Source organism: Butyricicoccus porcorum (assembly GCF_002157465.1).
In the GTDB taxonomy this organism is placed as follows: domain Bacteria; phylum Bacillota; class Clostridia; order Oscillospirales; family Butyricicoccaceae; genus Butyricicoccus_A; species Butyricicoccus_A porcorum.
The window spans coordinates 65,770-83,519 of record NZ_NHOC01000001.1 but is presented as its reverse complement, the minus strand read 5'-3'; the positions used below and the strand labels follow the sequence as shown (position 1 = coordinate 83,519).

Annotated in this window: 16 protein-coding genes; all 16 read left to right on the top strand. The window is 57.8% G+C overall.

Annotation, left to right across the window (positions count from 1 at the left end; genetic code table 11):
- Window positions 1-187: 187 nt before the first annotated feature.
- The 16 genes from zapA (at window position 188) to CBW42_RS00345 (ending at window position 17,750) form a co-directional block, all read left to right on the top strand.
- A complete protein-coding gene (gene zapA, locus CBW42_RS00420) occupies window positions 188-898 on the top strand; it encodes a cell division protein ZapA (RefSeq protein WP_087016684.1) in 711 nt (236 codons plus the stop codon).
- Complete coding sequence (locus CBW42_RS00415) at window positions 895-3,009, top strand: U32 family peptidase (RefSeq protein WP_133058236.1); 2,115 nt, start codon at window positions 895-897, stop codon at window positions 3,007-3,009. Before zapA ends, CBW42_RS00415 begins: the two co-directional genes overlap by 4 nt.
- A gap of 5 nt (window positions 3,010-3,014) precedes the next feature.
- Complete coding sequence (gene dut, locus CBW42_RS00410) at window positions 3,015-3,467, top strand: dUTP diphosphatase (protein WP_087016680.1); 453 nt, start codon at window positions 3,015-3,017, stop codon at window positions 3,465-3,467.
- Between the two features lie 16 nt (window positions 3,468-3,483).
- A complete protein-coding gene (locus CBW42_RS00405; RefSeq protein WP_087016678.1) occupies window positions 3,484-4,086 on the top strand; it encodes a Maf family protein in 603 nt (200 codons plus the stop codon).
- Window positions 4,087-4,944 carry a rod shape-determining protein MreC gene (gene mreC, locus CBW42_RS00400; protein WP_087016676.1) on the top strand — a complete coding sequence of 286 codons (858 nt, stop codon included), beginning with the start codon at window positions 4,087-4,089 and terminating at the stop codon, window positions 4,942-4,944.
- 12 nt (window positions 4,945-4,956) lie between these two features.
- Window positions 4,957-5,487: a rod shape-determining protein MreD gene (mreD, locus tag CBW42_RS00395; RefSeq protein ID WP_087016674.1), complete on the top strand. Its 531-nt coding sequence runs from the start codon at window positions 4,957-4,959 to the stop codon at window positions 5,485-5,487.
- A 15-nt stretch (window positions 5,488-5,502) separates the two neighbouring features.
- On the top strand, window positions 5,503-7,572 hold the full coding sequence (locus tag CBW42_RS00390) for a penicillin-binding transpeptidase domain-containing protein (protein WP_087016671.1): 2,070 nt from the start codon (window positions 5,503-5,505) through the stop codon (window positions 7,570-7,572).
- A 142-nt stretch (window positions 7,573-7,714) separates the two neighbouring features.
- On the top strand, window positions 7,715-8,464 hold the full coding sequence (gene minD, locus CBW42_RS00385) for a septum site-determining protein MinD (RefSeq protein ID WP_087016669.1): 750 nt from the start codon (window positions 7,715-7,717) through the stop codon (window positions 8,462-8,464).
- Window positions 8,465-8,540: 76 nt separating this feature from the next.
- Window positions 8,541-8,951: a methylglyoxal synthase gene (gene mgsA / locus CBW42_RS00380; RefSeq protein ID WP_087016668.1), complete on the top strand. Its 411-nt coding sequence runs from the start codon at window positions 8,541-8,543 to the stop codon at window positions 8,949-8,951.
- Window positions 8,952-9,058: 107 nt separating this feature from the next.
- Entirely contained in the window at window positions 9,059-10,324 is a 1,266-nt protein-coding gene (hisS, locus tag CBW42_RS00375) for a histidine--tRNA ligase (protein WP_087016666.1), read from the top strand.
- Between the two features lie 135 nt (window positions 10,325-10,459).
- Window positions 10,460-12,256: an aspartate--tRNA ligase gene (aspS, locus tag CBW42_RS00370; protein WP_087016664.1), complete on the top strand. Its 1,797-nt coding sequence runs from the start codon at window positions 10,460-10,462 to the stop codon at window positions 12,254-12,256.
- A 411-nt stretch (window positions 12,257-12,667) separates the two neighbouring features.
- Window positions 12,668-13,342 (top strand): alpha/beta hydrolase, encoded by a 675-nt coding sequence (locus tag CBW42_RS00365; protein ID WP_087016662.1) that lies wholly within the window; start codon window positions 12,668-12,670, stop codon window positions 13,340-13,342.
- A gap of 243 nt (window positions 13,343-13,585) precedes the next feature.
- Entirely contained in the window at window positions 13,586-14,146 is a 561-nt protein-coding gene (locus CBW42_RS00360; RefSeq protein ID WP_087016660.1) for a DUF4830 domain-containing protein, read from the top strand.
- A 142-nt stretch (window positions 14,147-14,288) separates the two neighbouring features.
- A complete protein-coding gene (locus CBW42_RS00355; RefSeq protein ID WP_087016658.1) occupies window positions 14,289-15,017 on the top strand; it encodes a pseudouridine synthase in 729 nt (242 codons plus the stop codon).
- 204 nt (window positions 15,018-15,221) lie between these two features.
- Entirely contained in the window at window positions 15,222-16,319 is a 1,098-nt protein-coding gene (locus tag CBW42_RS00350; protein WP_087016657.1) for a PucR family transcriptional regulator, read from the top strand.
- A gap of 237 nt (window positions 16,320-16,556) precedes the next feature.
- Window positions 16,557-17,750: a S41 family peptidase gene (locus CBW42_RS00345; protein WP_087016655.1), complete on the top strand. Its 1,194-nt coding sequence runs from the start codon at window positions 16,557-16,559 to the stop codon at window positions 17,748-17,750.

Genomic DNA, 17,750 nt, shown 5'->3' with positions numbered 1-17,750 from the left:
TGTTTTTCTGTGCAGGATGCACACAGCGGCGGCGCGGCACGCAATTGTTACGCATTCCGTGCAAAAAAAGCACAGTTTCTGCAACAAACTGTTAACAAAATAGCGGGGACTGTGATATAATACCCGTGTATGAAGAAATCCGCCCGCGGCAGCGGCTGTGAGAGCGGACAACTGGAGGCAGGGATTCATGAAAAACAGAGTCGAAGTCGTCATTGCAGGCAACCGGTTCACGATGACCGGTGAGCAGGATGAGGAATATATGACTAAGATTGCCGCGCTGGTCGACAACCGCGTGTGCAAGATTCGGGAGAACGGTGCGAACATGATGCAGGCGCTCATGCTGGCAGCCTGTGACATGGCGGACAACTATGTACAGGCCGTGCAGGGCGCGGAAAACCTGCGCACGCAGATTTCCGGTTATCTGACGGAAAACAAAAGCCTGACACAGGAGCTGGCGGATGCGCACGAGGAAATCAGCAGCCTTGAGAAGAGCGCGGCGGAGCGCGCAGAAGAAATGGCATCGGTCAACCAGTTCAAGGACCGCATTGCCGAACTGGAAGCGCAGGTCGAAGCGGCGGAAAAGAACAAGGTGCGCATTGCCGAGCTGGAGGATAAGCTGGGCGAGACACAGAAGCGCATGCAGGCCGCACTGGGTGAGGCGGAAGCGCGCACCCGCCGCGTCAACGAGCTGGAGCAGCAGCTGAATGACGCGGACACGCGCCATCAGACCGACCTCGAGCAGGCGGAGCGCATCGAGCGCGAGCTGCGTGAGGTGCGTGAAAAGGCGGCGGAATGCGACAAGATGCAGCGCCGCATTGAGGAGCTGGAGAAGGAACTGGCGTCTACGGAGCGCCAGCTCAATGACCTGCGCTCCCGCCTGTCGCGCTTGCTCAAGTGACGCAGCAGACCCATTTGCCGGAGCTGCTTGCCCCGGCGGGCTCCATGGACGCGGTGCGCGCCGCCGTACAGAACGGCGCAACGGCAGTCTATCTGGGCTTTGGAACTTTTAACGCGCGGCGCGGTGCGAAAAATTTTACCGCGGACGAGATGCGGCAGGCGCTGTCGTACTGCCGCCTGCACGGCGTCAAGACCAATGTCACGGTCAATACGCTGATTTCCGACCGTGAAATCCCTGCGCTGCTGCGCGATGTCCGCCTGCTGCTGGAGGCGGGCGCAGATGCGCTGATTGTACAGGACCTGGGTGCGGCGCGCTGCATCTGGGAACATTTCCCTGACGCAGTGCTGCACGCTTCGACGCAGCTGACCGTGCATTCGCTCGCGGGCGCACGGGCGGCGAAGGCGCTGGGCTTTTCGCGCGTAGTGCTGTCGCGCGAGCTTCCGCTGGAGGAAATCCGGTATATCACGGCGCATGCCGGTGTGGAAACCGAGGTGTTTGTGCACGGCGCGCTGTGCATGTGCTATTCCGGGCAGTGCGAGTTGTCCGCCGTCATCGGACGGCGCAGCGGCAATCGCGGCATGTGTGCCCAGCCGTGCCGTCTGCCTTATGGCGGCAAAAACCGCTATCCGATGAGCCTGAAGGATTTGTGCCTGCTGCCGCGCCTGCGCGCGCTGTGCGAAGCAGGTGTGTCCTCGCTCAAAATCGAGGGACGCATGAAGCGCCCGGAATATGTCGCCATTGTCACAAAAATTTATGCGGCGGTGCTGAATGAAGGCCGTGCCCCGACACGGGACGAGCTGGACACACTGGAAAAGGTGTTTTCCCGCGACGGCTTCACACAGGGCTATCTGGATGACCATATCGGTCCGTCGATGTTCGGTATGCGCGCGCCGACACCGGAAAAGGGGCTTGCGCCGCTGTATGATGCGGCGGCGCGCACCTTTGCAGAAGGGCAGGAGCGTCCCTGTGCCGCAGTGTCGTTTGCCTTTTCGGCACACGAGGGCGCGCCGGTCACGCTGCGTGCGGACGACAGCGCGAATACCGTGACGGTGACATCTGGGATTCCGGAACGCGCACAGAAACGCGAGACGATAACAGAAGATATTGAAAAATCCCTGCGCAAGACAGGCGGCACAATATTCAGCGTAAAGCAGATTGATATGCAGCTGGACGGTGGCCTGCGCATCGCGGCGAAGACGGTCAACGACCTGCGCCGACAGGCGCTCGCTGCGCTGGAGGAAATGCGCACGACGGTACCGCCGGTGCGCGAAAATACAGAGACCGTTGAAATTGAAACCCTGGATACCGGCTTTTCCGGCTATACCGTGCAGGTGCGTGAGCTGGAACAGCTCACAGACGCACTCGCACAGCTGCCGGTACAGACGTACTATGTGCCCGTGCATGAACTCGCAGCGCACAAAGCGCGTGCAGCGCAGCTGCTGGCGCGCGGCTGTATGCTGGTTCCCGTTTTGCCGCGCATCATATGGGACAGAGAGCAGAAACAGGTGCTCGAACAGCTGGAGGAATGCAAGACGATCGGCTGCACGGCGGCGCTGTGCGGCACCATCGGGCAGATTGTCCCGGTGCGCGCACTCGGCATGCAGGCGTTCGGCGATTTCGGGTTGAATGCGTTCAATTCGGGTGCGCTGGAGGTGCTGCGCGGCATGGGTGTTGCACGGCAGACGCTGTCGTTTGAGCTGCGGCTGCCGCAGGTGCGCGACCTGCACAAGCCGCTGGAAACCGAGCTGATTGTCTGCGGCAGGCTGCCGCTCATGCTGACGGAAAATTGCATGATTGCAGGGCGCGAGGGCGGCTGCAAGCGCGACGGTACGGGCAAATGCGCGGACGGCGCATATTACCTGACCGACCGGCGCGGCGCAAAATTTCCTGTGTTCCGCGAGGAGCACTGCCGCACCAGCCTGTATAATTCGCAGCCGCTGTATCTGGAACCCGATGAATACCGGCAGACCGGCATCACATATGCCCGGCTGTTGTTTACCGATGAATCCCCGGCGCAGGCGGCGCGCATCGCGCGCGCAGTGCTGGCAGGTGAAACGCCGGACTTCGGCGTGCAGCTCACACGGGGATTATATCGCAGAGGAGTGGAATAATACTGATGATAACCGTGAAGTTCCGGCGCATCGCGTCGCCGCAGGGACGCCTGCCCGCGCTGCCGCGCCGGGCAACCGAAGGCGCGGCAGGCGCAGACCTGTGTGCCAATATGGATGAGGCGGTGACTGTACCGCCGATGGGGCGCACGGTCATTCCGACCGGGCTTGCCATCGAGCTGCCGGATGCAGGCTATGGCGCGTTTGTATTTGCGCGCAGCGGGCTGGGAATCCGGCATGGGCTGACACTGTCCAACGGCGTCGGCGTGATTGACAGCGATTACCGCGGCGAACTGTGCGTCGGGCTGGTCAATCTGTCCGACACGGCATATACCATAGAGCCGGGCGAACGCATTGCACAGCTGTGCATCCTGCCTGTTGTGCCGTTTGCGGCGGAAGAAGTGCAGGGGTTGGGCGAAACTGCGCGCGGTGCGGGCGGCTTCGGTTCAACCGGACGATAAAGGAGGAACAGCATTGATGATACCACAGTATCATCCGATTATACTGGCGTCGCAGTCGCCGCGCAGGCGCGAGCTGTTGGCGCGCATCACGCCGGACTTTATTGTCTGCCCGGCGGATGTGGATGAAAGGCTGTCGCCCGACAGTACGCCGGAGGAAAACGTGCGGCAGCTGGCACAGCGCAAGGCGCGTGCGGTGTCCGCGCAGGCGGAATCCAGCGCGCTGGTCATTGCGGCGGACACCATCGTCGTATGCGACGGCACCATACTGGGCAAGCCGCAGGACGAAGCGGACGCGGTGCGCATGCTGCGGATGCTGTCCGGGCGGACGCATCAGGTGATGACGGCGGTCTGTGTCAAAACCGCAGACGCCGAATGTGCGGAGGTATCTGTGACCGATGTGACCTTCCGCACGCTGCATGACGGAGAGGCGGAGGCCTATGCCGCCTCGGGCGAACCGCTGGACAAGGCGGGGGCCTATGGCATTCAGGGCGCGGGCGGCCTGTTTATTTCCGGCATCCGCGGGGACTATTACGGCGTGATGGGGCTTCCCATCTGCCTGTTGAGCGAAATGCTGCGACAGGTGTGCGGCGGTACAAACGTAAATACGCAGAAAGGTTGAGTGGACTTGCGAAAAATCTGGAATAAAATCGTCCATGCCAGATGCTTTCCCGCGGCAGTGATCGCGGCGGTCGTCTGTGTGGTGCTGTCGGTCTATACCGGCGTGTCCGGAGAGGGTAGCATCGTGACGCGCGCAGTCGGCACGGCACTGCTGCCGGCACAGCGCGCCATTACGCACACCGCCGTGCATGTGGCGGATACATACAATAAATATTTTAAATATGACGAGCTGGTGGCGGAAAATGAATCGCTCAAACAGCAGGTCGCGGAGCTGACCGGACAGCTGGAGGACGCACAGGCGGCAGTCAATGAAAACAAAGACCTGCGCGAGATGCTGGGCGTTGCGGAGCGCAACACCGAGTTCACCTATGCCGCAGCGGAGGTCATCGGCCGCACGCTGGACGAGTGGTCGAGCGTGCTCACCATCGATGCGGGCAGTGCGGACGGACTGGAGAAAAATGACAGCGTTGTGACCGCACAGGGCATGGTCGGCTATGTCAGCAGCCTGACCGAGCATTCCGCTCAGGTCACAACCATCCTCGACAGCAATATGTCCGCAGGTGCGCGCCTTGTGCGCACGGGTGAGATTGCGGTCGCACAGGGCGATTACCAGCTGATGACCGACGGCAAGCTGAAGGTCAGCTATCTCAGCCGCGATGCGGATGTCGTCGTCGGCGATACGGTGCAGACCTCCGGTTCGGGCGGTCTGTTCCCCAAGGGGCTGGGCATCGGCACGGTCGAGAGCATCCAGACCGAGAGCGACGGCATGTCCAATTATGCAATTATTCAGCCGCTGGTCGATATCTCCTCGCTCACACGCGTGTATATCATCACCGAGACAACCGTCATCGGTGAATAAGGAGGGCGCGGCATGAATCAGAAACTGTCTGTCGGCTTGCGCACGGCACTGTGCATTGTGTTGCTCGCGCTGGCCTATGTCGTGCAGACCAGTCTTGGACTGCGCATTTCGATTTTCGGTGTGCACATTGATCTGCTGCCGTTGATTGTCGCAGCGGCTGGCATTGTGATGGGTCCGGGCGCAGGACTGGCGTGCGGGCTTGCCGCCGGCGTGCTCTATGACGTTTCCGGTGCGGGCATTGAGGGCATGTACCCGCTGTATTATATGATCTGCGGCATTGCCTGCGGCTTTTTCCGCGGGCAGTTCCGCGGGCGCGAGATCCGCGGCACCATGCTGTGCTCGGTGTGCACCATTACGCTGCTCGCTGTGCTGCGCTATCTGTTTGATTTTCAGTTCGGCAGCACCGGCATCTTGGCATTTGCGCGCGATATGGTATTGCAGGCACTGCTCGCAGTGGTGTTCAGCCCGCTCGTGCTGGTCGTCGTGCGCGCAGTCAGCGGCAGAAAGAAGCCGAAGGCGGCTGTGCTGCCGCCGGATGCCTGATGGAAGGAGAGAGCAATGGATCTTCACAAAAAACAGCAGATGCACCGCCTGGCCGTGCTGGTGGGCGGTTGTGTCGTCTGCGGACTGATCGTTGTGGCGAACCTGTTTTCCCTCCAGATCATCCACGGCGATGAATACGCGGATCAGGCAAACCACCTGTTTACTTATACCAGTACCTCTGCCGCCTCGCGCGGCGATATCCTCGACCGCAACGGCGAGACGCTGGTCACAAACACGACGGTTTACGGCCTGCGCATTACGTATGCATTCTGGGAAAAGGACGGGCAGAACGATAAAATTCTGCAGCTGGTGAACATGATTGAAGCAGATGAGGACGCGGAGCTGAACGATACGCTGCCGATTTCCTCCGGGCGCTATGGCGCATATACGTATACCAAGGACACCGATTCGTCCGATTACACCAGCATGCAGAAATTCTGCGCAAATGAAGGCTGGGATACCGATATGAGTGCGGATGCCGTGATGACGGCACTGCGCGAAAGATATGAAATTCCCGCAGAGACCGGCATGACGGACGCACGCAAAATTGTCGGCGTGCGCTATCAGATGGATCAGGAGCAGTTCTCCATGTACAACGCCTTCAGCCTCGCGAGCAACATCTCGATGGATCTGGTCGCAAAGATCAGCGAACAGCATGAGGATTATCCCGGTGTCGAGGTCGATACACGCGCGGAGCGCGATGTCCAGACGGAATATGCCGCAAACATCCTCGGCTATGTCGGCCCGATTTTTGCGGAGGACTGGGACAAATACAAAGAAGAAGGATACTCGATGAACGCAAAGGTCGGCAAGACCGGTGCGGAGCAGGCGTTTGAGGAATATCTGCGCGGTACGGACGGTGAGCGGACGATTGAGACCGACTCGCGCGGCAATGTCGTCAGCGAGAATGAAACCGTGGAGGCACAGTCGGGCAACAACGTCGTGCTGACACTGGATATCAACCTGCAAAAGGTGGCGGAGGAGTCGCTGGCCAGCCAGTGCCGCAGCATCAGCGGCGCACGCGGCGGTGCAGCGGTTGCCATCGACGTCACCAACGGCGAAATTCTCGCGCTGGCGAACTATCCAACCTACGATCTGGAGACCTTCAACGAGGATTACAACGAGCTGAGTCAGGACGAGCTGACACCGCTGCTCAACCGCTCGATTGCAGGCACGTATGCGCCCGGCTCGACTTATAAAATCTGCACGGCGGTCGCCGGCCTGGAGGAAGGCGTCATTGACGCGGATACCAGGATCTATGACGAGGGCGTGTACACCTATTTCAAGGGCTACCAGCCGCGTTGCTGGATTTATTCTTCGACCGGCCATGGACATGGCTGGGAGGATGTCACCGGAGCCATTCAGGATTCGTGTAACTATTTCTTCTTTGAGACCGGACGGCTGCTCGGCGGCGACAAGCTGGAGAGCTATGCAAAGCAGTTCGGCTTCGGCGATTACACCGGCCTGGAGCTTTCGGGCGAAAAGAAGGGCCGCGTTGCGGGACCGACCGCACGCGCTGCCGCACAGGAAAACGATCCGTCGCTGCGCGACTGGTCGGGCGGCGACACGATTCAGGCAGCCATCGGACAGGGCGACAATGCATTTACGCCGTTGCAGCTGGCGAACTATTGCGCGGCCATTGCGACCAGCGGCACGCAGTATGAGGCACATCTGCTGCGCTCGGTCAAGGCATATGACTATTCCGAAACCGTCTACACCAAGGAGAGCCGTGTGCGCAGCAAGATTGAGGCGAAGGACAGCACCTGGGAGCTGGTACACGAAGGCATGGCGAAGGTAACCGGCGAAGACGGCACCGCCGCGAGCGTGTTCCAGAATTACCCGATCAAGGTCGCGGGCAAGTCGGGTACCGCCCAGGTCACCGGCACCGAGCGCGACAACGGTATCTTTATTTCGTATGCACCATATGACGACCCGCAGATTGCGATCTGCGTCGTCATTGAGGGCGGCGATTCGGGCAACAATGTCGCACCTGTCGTGCGCGATATCTACAATGCGTATTTCTATTCGCGTAGCGGTTCGGATTCCGTCAGCGACGATACCGGCAATTACGATGTCATCGCCTGACAGGTGTGCAGCTTTGGGGCACTCTGACGGATTTTTTCCGTTTCGCCCCGCCGCATTTGTAACGAATGTGAAAAAAGATAACAGAAACACTTGTGTAAAACTGGGAATTGGTATATAATTTTTTTAATTGGCAGGAGGAGTTATGACGAAGATCATTATCATTGCATCCGGCAAAGGAGGAACGGGCAAAACCTCGCTGGCAGCCGGCCTCGGCGCGGCGCTGGCGGCGCGGGAACATCAGGTTCTCGTGATTGACGGGGATTCCGGCCTCCGCAATCTGGATATCGTGCTCGGCATGAGTGACCGCGTGGTATTCAGCTTTGCTGATGTGGCGTCCGGCATGATCCCGCTCATGGAAGCGGCGGCACGCCACCCCTCGCTGGAACGGCTTTTCCTGCTGACCGCACCGGCGGAACCGCTTTCATCCGGCTCGCTCACCGCAGACGGCATGCGCAGGCTCGCAGAGCAGGCGCAGGATGTCGGCTTTGACTACATTCTGATCGACGGCCCCGCCGGACTGGCGGAGGAGTTTCATGCGTTCGCCGCAGTCGCGAGTGAGGCGATTGTCATCACCTGCGGCGGCGAGGGCAGTCTGCGCGGCGCCGAACGCATGGCGCGCGTGCTGGAGGATGACGGCGTGCCCAATGTGCGCCTTGTCGTCAACCGCATCCGCCGCCGTCTGATCCGCCGCGGCGCCATCGGCACGGTCGATGACGCGATGGATGCCACCGGGCTGTGCCTGCTGGGCATCGTGCCGGAGGACGAGGAGGTATCGGTGAGCGCCGGGAAGGGCGTGCCGATTGCGTCGGAAAAGGCGCGCAGTGCGGCGCATGCATACCGCAATATCGCGCGGCGTCTGGACGGAGAGGACACTCCGCTCATGCGCCTGTAATGCGGGAAAAAACGATAAGAACCATTTTATGTATAGACTAGGAATCGCATTGTTTAGGAAAGAAGGTGTCTGAGTCGTGAACATCGCATTGATCGCTCATGACAAGAAGAAGGAACTGATGGTTCAGTTTTGTATGGCATACTGTGGCATTTTATCCAAGCACCGGCTGTGTGCTACCGGTACAACAGGCAAGCTGGTTGCGGACGCCACCGGGCTGAACATTGAGAAGTATCTGGCAGGTATGCAGGGCGGCGAGCAGCAGATCAGTGCCCGTGTATCGTACAACGAAATCGACATGGTGCTGTTTTTCCGCGACCCGAACTCCAATACCGAATACGAGCCTGATCTCCACTCGCTCGTGCGGCTGTGCGATATGCATAACATCCCGATTGCGACGAACGTGGCAACCGCGGAGATGCTGGTTCTCGGTTTGGATCGCGGCGACCTCGACTGGCGCGATATTGTCAACCCCAAGCCGAAGCGATAACCATCACAGATAATCAGGCGGTTTCCAACCGCCTGTTTTTCGTCGCGTCCGTTTTGTTCGCGGCAGAAACATAGAGAGTACTACTGACGAAAGGAACTACCGATTTTATGGCAGAGCTTATCAAGGCCCCCAAGGGCACGAAGGATATCGTGCCGTCCGAGGTATATAAATGGCATTATGTGGAGGGTGTGCTGCGCACGATTGCGATGCAGTACGGCTTCGAGGAGATCCGTTTCCCGAATTTTGAGCACACCGAGCTGTTCAACCGCGGCATTGGCGACACGACCGACGTCGTACAGAAGGAAATGTATACCTTCAACGACAAGGGCGGCCGTTCGGTCACGCTGCGCCCGGAGGGCACGGCATCCACTGTCCGCGCGTATCTGGAAAATTCCCTGTACGCAAAGGGACTGCCGTTCAAGGGCTATTACATCGTCCCGAATTACCGATATGAGAACGTCCAGAAGGGACGCCTGCGCGAGCACCATCAGTTTGGCGTGGAGGTATTCGGCGCACCGACGCCGGCGACCGATGCCGAGATCATCTCGCTCGCGGATACCGCACTCAAGCGCCTCGGCATCACAGAGGTCGTCGCGCACATCAACTCCATTGGATGTCCGGAGTGCCGCCCGAAGTATTATGCGGCGCTGAAGGAATATCTCGAAGCGCGCAAGGATCAGCTGTGTGAGGACTGCCTCGACCGCCTGGACCGCAACCCGATGCGCATTCTCGACTGCAAGCATGAATCGTGCAAGAAGGTTGCCGAGGGCGCACCGGTCGCACTGGATTACCTGTGTGACGATTGCCGCGAACACTTCGAGAAGGTCAAGGCTTATCTCGACGATATGGGCATTCAGTATGAAATCGACACCGGCATTGTCCGCGGTCTGGATTACTATACCAAGACGGTCTTTGAGTTTGTTTCCAGCAACATCGGCGCACAGGGCACGATCTGCGGCGGCGGACGATATGACGGCCTGATTTCCCAGTTGGGCGGCCAGCCGACTCCGGGCATGGGCTTCGGCTGCGGTCTGGAACGCCTGATTATGGTCATGGAAGCCGTCGGCGCACCGTTCCCGGAGCCGCCGAAGGTGGATATCTATCTGGCACCGCTCGGCGACGCGGCAGACCGTCCGGTCGAAAAGCTGGTCTACGACCTGCGTCAGCTCGGCGTTTCGACGGAGCGTGACCTGGTCGGACGCGGTCTGCGCGCACAGATGAAGCATGCAGATCGCATCGGCGCGCGCTTCTCCGCTGTCATCGGCGACGGCGAGCTGGAAGCGGGCATGCTGAAGGTCAAGAACATGGAGACCGGCGAGCAGACGGAGACTGCACTTGATGCGGAAGCCATCGCCGCCGTCGTCATGGCGTAAACAAACGCCCGCTTTCCGCCTGCTGCGCAGACAGCTCTCTCAGAGGAGAGAGTCTTTGGCGCTGCGCGAACCACAATGAATTTAAGATATGGAGCATGGGCAGTCGCAGAGCGCCGGTGCTCCGGGGAGGTTATTATGAATACATCCATTCACGGCATGAAGCGCACCGCATGGTGCGGCGAACTGCGTGCAGCTGACGACGGCAGGGAAGTCATCGTCAACGGCTGGTGCGACCGCACCCGCGACAACGGCGGTGTCCTGTTTCTGCTGCTGCGTGACCGCACCGGCATTGTGCAGTGTACGTTTGACAAATCGGTCAATGCAGACCTGTTTGATATCGCCTTCGGCGTGCGCACCGAGTACGTGCTCGCCATCAAGGGCAAGGTTGTCCGCCGCGACGAACGCGCCGTCAACAAAAAGATGCCGACCGGCGAGATTGAAATCGTTGTCACGGATATCCGCGTGCTGTCCAAATCCGAGACAACGCCGTTTGAGATTTCCGATGACAAAGAGGTCAACGATCAGCTGCGCCTGAAGTACCGGTATCTCGACCTGCGCCGTCCGTCCATGCAGAACAATCTCGCGCTGCGCCACCGCGTCACGCAGATTGCCCGCAATTACTTCGATGAGCAGGGCTTCCTCGAAATCGAAACCCCGATGCTTCAGAAGTCCACGCCGGAGGGCGCGCGCGATTACCTCGTACCATCCCGCGTGCATCCGGGCAAGTTCTATGCGCTGCCGCAGTCTCCGCAGCAGTACAAGCAGCTGCTCATGCTGTCCGGTGTTGACCGCTATATGCAGATTACCCGCTGCTTCCGCGATGAAGACCTTCGCGCCGACCGTCAGCCGGAGTTCACCCAGATCGACCTCGAAATGTCGTTCGTCGAGCAGGACGATGTCATTGCAGTCAACGAGGGCTTCCTCCAGCGCGTGTTCAAGGAAGTTTTGGATGTCGATATCCAGCTCCCGCTGCCGCGCATGAAGTGGAAGGATGCCATGGACAAATACGGTTCGGACAAGCCGGATCTGCGCTTTGGCTATGAAATTCAGGATATTTCCGACATTGCAAAGGATTGCTCGTTCAAGGTATTCAGCGGTGCAGTAGAAGCGGGCGGCACAGTTCGCCTGATTAACATCAACGGCGCCGCGGACAAGTTCCCGCGCAAGGAAATCGACAAATTACAGGACTTCGTCAAGACCTACCGCGCAAAGGGTCTGGCCTGGATGAAGCTCGCAGGTGACGGCAAGATGACTTCCTCGTTTGCCAAGTTCCTCTCTGAGGACGAGGTAGAGGCAATCAAGCAGCGCGCCGGCGCAAAGGATGGCGACATCCTGTTTGTCGTCGCAGACAGCGACTGGCAGACCGCAGTGACCGCACTGGGTGCGCTGCGCTGTGAGCTGGCAAAACGCCTTGGTGTCATCGATCCGCACGATTACAAGCTGCTGTGGGTTGTTGAATTCCCGCAGTTCGAGTACAGCGAGGAAGAAAACCGCTATGTCGCCATGCATCATCCGTTCACCGCGCCGATGGACGAGGATCTGGACATCCTCGAGAGCGATCCGGCAAAGGTTCGTGCAAAAGCATATGATATCATCCTGAACGGCTGTGAGCTGGGCGGCGGCTCGATCCGTATCCATTCGACCGAGACACAGGCGCGCATGTTCCGTGCACTCGGCTTCACGGATGAGGATGCAGAGGCGCGCTTCGGTCATCTGCTGACTGCGTTCAAGTACGGTGCACCTCCGCACGGCGGCCTTGCGTATGGCCTCGACCGCCTGTGCATGCTGCTGGCAGGTCTGGATTCCATCCGCGACGTCATCGCGTTCCCGAAGGTACAGAACGCTTCTGAGCTGATGACGGCATGCCCGTCCGAGGTCGACCAGAAGCAGCTGGATGAGCTGCACCTGGCTGTTACCGAAGTTGAAAAGTAAAACCTTCAATTGAACAAATGTGATAAAAAAAGCCTCTGTTTCTGCGGAAACAGAGGCTTTCTGCCTATTCTGTAACCGAACTGTTGCTGAATTGTTCACGCTTTGTTCATTCCAATTGACAGATGAATATGATAAAATAAAAAACGTGGGATGATACGCTCCGATGCGTTGCACCGGGCATATCTCGTTTTTTTGCGCAGGATTGCGCATGTGGATTAGGGCGTATCTGAAAAGTCGAAACGTTTGACTCTTTCTACAAATGCGGATCGCTTCCTCGTTCAAAACACTTGAAATCCGAACGGATTCCAGCGTGCTTTTGTCTTGAATCGACCTCGCCTTTGCGAAATATTCGTCATTTTCTTGGTTTTCAGATAGCGCCTGGATTTCAATTTTTTGTGGAGGAAACCAAAAGTGCCGAAGGAAACAAAACGAGACTTTTGCTGTCTGATTATCAGCGGCTTTGGTGCAGGCTATCAGTCCGGCATCATTCTGCGCGATCATCTGTGTGACAGCGGCATTGATGCATTCCTGACCACGCCTTCCGGAACAGAAACGCTGCGGATGGATCAGGAACATTGGATTCATGGCATCCGCATGGAATATCTCGCTCTGCGCAAGCAGTACCGGCGCATTGCGCTGATCGGTCTGTCGCTGGGCGGAATGCTGCTGATTCATCTGCTTGATCTCAGCCCGGCTGCGATTGTGTTTGTCAATACACCGGTTGCGCGTCCGCGCAACGGAAAGGAATTGAACCGCATTTTTGATGCGGATCTGAAATCCCGCATGCACGGCGTATTGCAGCAGCCGCGCGGACGGTATCAGCTGCATCGGCTGGCGGAGGACACGCGGGAGCGCGGCATACAGGGCGTAATCTGTCCGGCGCTGGTATTGCAGACGCTGGATGACTGCGTTTGCAACTCATCCAACGCAGATGAGCTGTTTAAGCTGCTGCATATGCCGGACAAAAACATTCGGTTTTATCCCGAGGGCGGGCATGATGTGCTCACCAGCCGCGCCGTACTTGCGGTGTGCAGCGATATTTTCCAGTTCTGCTCGCGTGTGCGTGCAGAGGGACATAAGGTATAACGAAGGAATCTCTCACGCCGGCGCCGGCAGGAGGGATTTTTTTGTGCGCAAAGCAGTTTCTGCAAGGTCTGCGGCGGAGGGGCAAACGGACGGACCTGTTTTGTCCGTTCGTTTGCGGTGCGCGGGAGCGCACGAGACGTTTCTTTTGCCGAGCTTTTCTTTCCGCAAAGAAAAGCGGGGAATACCGCAGAGGAAAGCCGCATAGGTTGTACCAGATACATCAGACGGCGAGGAGCGGGACATATGTTTATCATAACGGCAAAACTTTCCAAACAGAAGCTGGTGCTGGGCGCGGCGGCGCTTGCGGCAGTTCTGCTTGCGGTCGGCACGGCGGCAGGGCTGGCGGGTGATGTGGCGGCGTTGGGCACACAGGGCGAAGCAATAGAGGGCTCGGCGGAACAGGCGGAAGAAACAGTATCCACCCTTGCGCTGACCAATGAGGAGCGTGTGGCATATCTCAGCGCGTGCGGCTGGGAGGTAGATGCATCCTCCTGCACCATCCGCGAGGTCATTATCCCAGAGGAATTTGACGAAACATATCAGAAGTATGCCGATTTGCAGGCCAGACAAGGCTTTGATCTGGAACGGCTTAAGGGCAAGCGCGTCAAACAGGTCACCTATACCGTCACCAATTACCCGGACGGAACGGATGTGGTTGCGGACCTGCTGGTATACCGCGGCAACGTCGTCGCAGGCGACATTTCTTCGATGAAAACCGACGGCGGTTTTACACGCGGGCTGATGGATCATCCGGAAACAGGTACAGATTCCACAAATACGACGAACAAATCCGACGGGAGTTGACGGCAGAATTACCTCATATTTGCTACTTTTTACTACAAAGCAGGCGAAAATTATCGCCTGCTTTTGTAATTTTGCAAATGGCTCTTGTACAAATGTCACAAAAGTGTTACAATGATGAAAAACTGTGATGGGAGGCGCTGACATGCCGGTTCAACGCATTGACAGGCTTCTGACCAATATGGGACTGTGCTCCCGGAAGGAGGCTGCGGCCGCAGCCAAAAGCGGTGCGGTCACTGTGGACGGCGAGATATGCCGCGATGCGTCGCGTAAAATCGATCCGGAGAAATGCCGCCTTACCTTTCGCGGCGAACCGGTCAGCTATGAAGGAAACGTCTACCTCATGCTGCACAAGCCGCTCGGCGTGCTGTCTGCAACCGAAGACCGGGAGCAGAAAACCGTTCTCGATTTGCTGCCGCAGCCCTACCGCGCGCGAGGGGTGTTCCCTGTGGGGCGGCTGGATAAGGATACCTCCGGGCTGCTGCTGCTGACCGATGACGGCGCACTCGGACATGCGCTCACCTCGCCGCGCCGGCAGGTAGAGAAGGTCTATGAGGCCGAGGCGGACGGCGTGCTCGGACAGGCGGATATCGACGCGTTTGCGGCCGGACTTGCGCTGCGCGACGGTACGGTCTGCCGGCCGGCAAAGCTGGAGATCCGCGCGGTGCGCGAAGGGCATTCCTATGTCACCGTCACCGTCTGTGAAGGAAAGTATCATCAGGTGCGGCGCATGCTCGCCGCGCGCGGCGCACCGGTGCTGGCGCTCAAGCGCGTTGCGGAAGGGCCGCTTCCGCTTGATCCCGCGCTCGAGCCGGGACAGTGGAGACCGCTCAGATCGGACGAGATCGGCTTGCTGCGTGCCGGTTTCGGCTGAAAAACAGGAAAAATTTTCCCTACAGGTTACATAGGGGAAAATTCACAAAGAAACATAAAAAAATTTGTACAAATTTCTGTCGATTTGTGTTATAATGGAAGAAATGAACAGCATGACGACAGAGTGATTGGTAATGTTTCTGTTCCGTGTGCGGACTGAAATGCGCGGGCAGATGATTGATAAGTAAAGAAGGGTGAAGGAAAGATGGCATCAAGAATGTTTCAATCGATTATTTTGCAGATGAAGGAAGCGGTGGACCGTACCATCGGCATCATCAACGCCAGCGGCGCAGTTGTTGCCTGTACCGATCTCAAGCGCATCGGCGAAATGCGGGAGGACGCAGCGGCAGAGCTGTCCTATGTGGGCGACATGATCCGCTTTGGCGGCTATACCTACCGCCCGGTTGCTGACCGCACCACCCGTTTTGAATATGCGGTTTTTGTACACGGTGAGGACGAAAATGCCCGCAGCATCTGCGCAATGGCAACCATCGCAATCAGCAACATCAAGACGCTGTACGATGAAAAGCATGACAAGGCAACCTTCGTCAAGAATATCATCATGGACAACATCCTGCCGGGTGATATTTATATCAAATCGCGAGAGCTGCATTTTGAAGGCGACACCCCGCGCGCTGTCTTCCTGATCCGCCAGGAGGAGCACGCAGATGTAGCCGCACTCGACGTCATCCAGGGGCTGTTCCCGGACAAGCAGAAGGACTTTGTGCTGCACATCAATGAAACCGACATCGTCCTCGTCAAGGAAGTCAAGGCGACAACCGATGTCAAGGAGCTGTACAAAATTGCAAAGGGCGTAGAAGAAACTCTGGAAAATGAAATTCAGATCAAATGCCTCATCGGTATCGGTACCGTATCCACACAGCTCAAGGACATCGCCAAGTCGTACAAGGAAGCACAGGTCGCGCTGGAGGTCGGCATGGTCTTTGAAGACGAAAAGACCATCGTCAATTATGAAAACCTCGGTCTCGGCCGTCTGATTTATCAGCTGCCGACGACGCTGTGCGAGATGTTCCTCAGCGAAATCTTTAAGAAGGGATCGATTGATGCCCTCGATCAGGAAACCCTGTTTACCATCCAGAAATTCTTTGAAAACAACCTGAATGTGTCCGAGACATCGCGCAAGCTGTTCGTGCACAGAAATACGCTGGTCTACCGCCTGGAGAAAATCAAGAAGCTGACCGGCCTCGATCTGCGCGAATTCGACCATGCCATCGTCTTTAAGGTCGCTCTCATGGTGCGCAAGTATCTGGCTTCGCGCGAGGCGGGACGCATTCAGCTGTAACCACAGGAGTTGGTCGTATTGATGAAACCCACAACCGCAAAACGAATCGTCGCCATTGTCGCACTGGTGCTGGCGCTGCTGATGCTGCTCAGCTCTCTGTCCGTGCTTCTGTGACGGAATTCCGATCTTTTTGTGAACATGGAAAAAAACAGTTGCCGCAGGCTTTGTCCTGCGGTATTCTTTTTATAGTGCGTGCGGCAATGCAGATACGGATTGCCGCACAGAAAGGAGCAGGCTATGAAACATACGGTATCCCTGCGGCGCGCGGTCGCCGTGGGTGCGATGGCGGCTGCGACATGCAGCCTTGTAACTGGAATGGCAGTATACGGTGTCGCGCATCCGAGCGGTGAACTCGCGGAAATTTATGACGCGCTGGAGGAAGTACAGGCCATTGTCGACAGCCGGTTTGTCGGCGATTATGATATGGATGAGGTGCGTGATTACGTGCTCACCGGCTATGCGGAAGGACTGGGCGATCGCTGGACAAGCTATATGACAGAGGAATATTATCAGAACTATCTGGACTCGGCGGCGGAGAGCACGGTCGGCATCGGTGTGACGGTCAGCGCGAAGACGGAGGATGACGGCAGCACGGTGCTGCGTGTGGAATCCGTTGCGCATGGCTCGCCTGCGGAACAAGCGGGCATCGGTGCGTATGACGAGATCACTGCGGTAGACGGCACAACCATCGATGAGCTCGGCGGCTATGAGGACGCTGTGGATGCCATCCTCGGCGAGGAGGGCAAGCGCGTCACACTGACTGTACACGGTTATGCAACCGGCAAAAGTACGGACATCACCGTGACGCGGCAGGAATATGAACAGATTCATGTCACCGCGCGCATGCTGGAGGACAACATTGGGTATATCTGTATCGAACGCTTTACCGATCAGACCGATGAACAGTTCCTTGACGCGCTGGAGCAGATGCAGGAGGAGGGTGCAACCAGCCTGATCTTTGATCTGCGCAACAATCCGGGCGGTCAGCTGACAGCGCTGGTCAATTCGCTCGATCCGCTGCTGCCGGAGGGCGATATCATTTCGCTCAAAGATAAAGAGGGCAAAACCGAGACCTATACCTCCGATGCCGATGAGCTGAAGCTGCCGATGGCGGTCATTGTGAATGAGGATTCATACAGCGCGGCGGAGTTTTTCGCAGCGGCATTGCAGGAATACGGCAAGGCAACTGTGATCGGTGAAAAAACCTGCGGCAAAGGCTATTCGCAGCAGGGCTTCCCGCTTTCGGGCGGCGGCTGCCTGAATATTTCGACCAACTGCTATTACACACCGAAGGGCGAGAGCCTGATCGGAAAGGGCGTCACACCGGATGTCACCGTCAGCCTGAGCGACGACAAAACCGAACGGTTTTATGTGCTCGAGGACAGCGAAGATGACCAGCTTCAGGCGGCAATTGACGCAGTCAAATCGTGA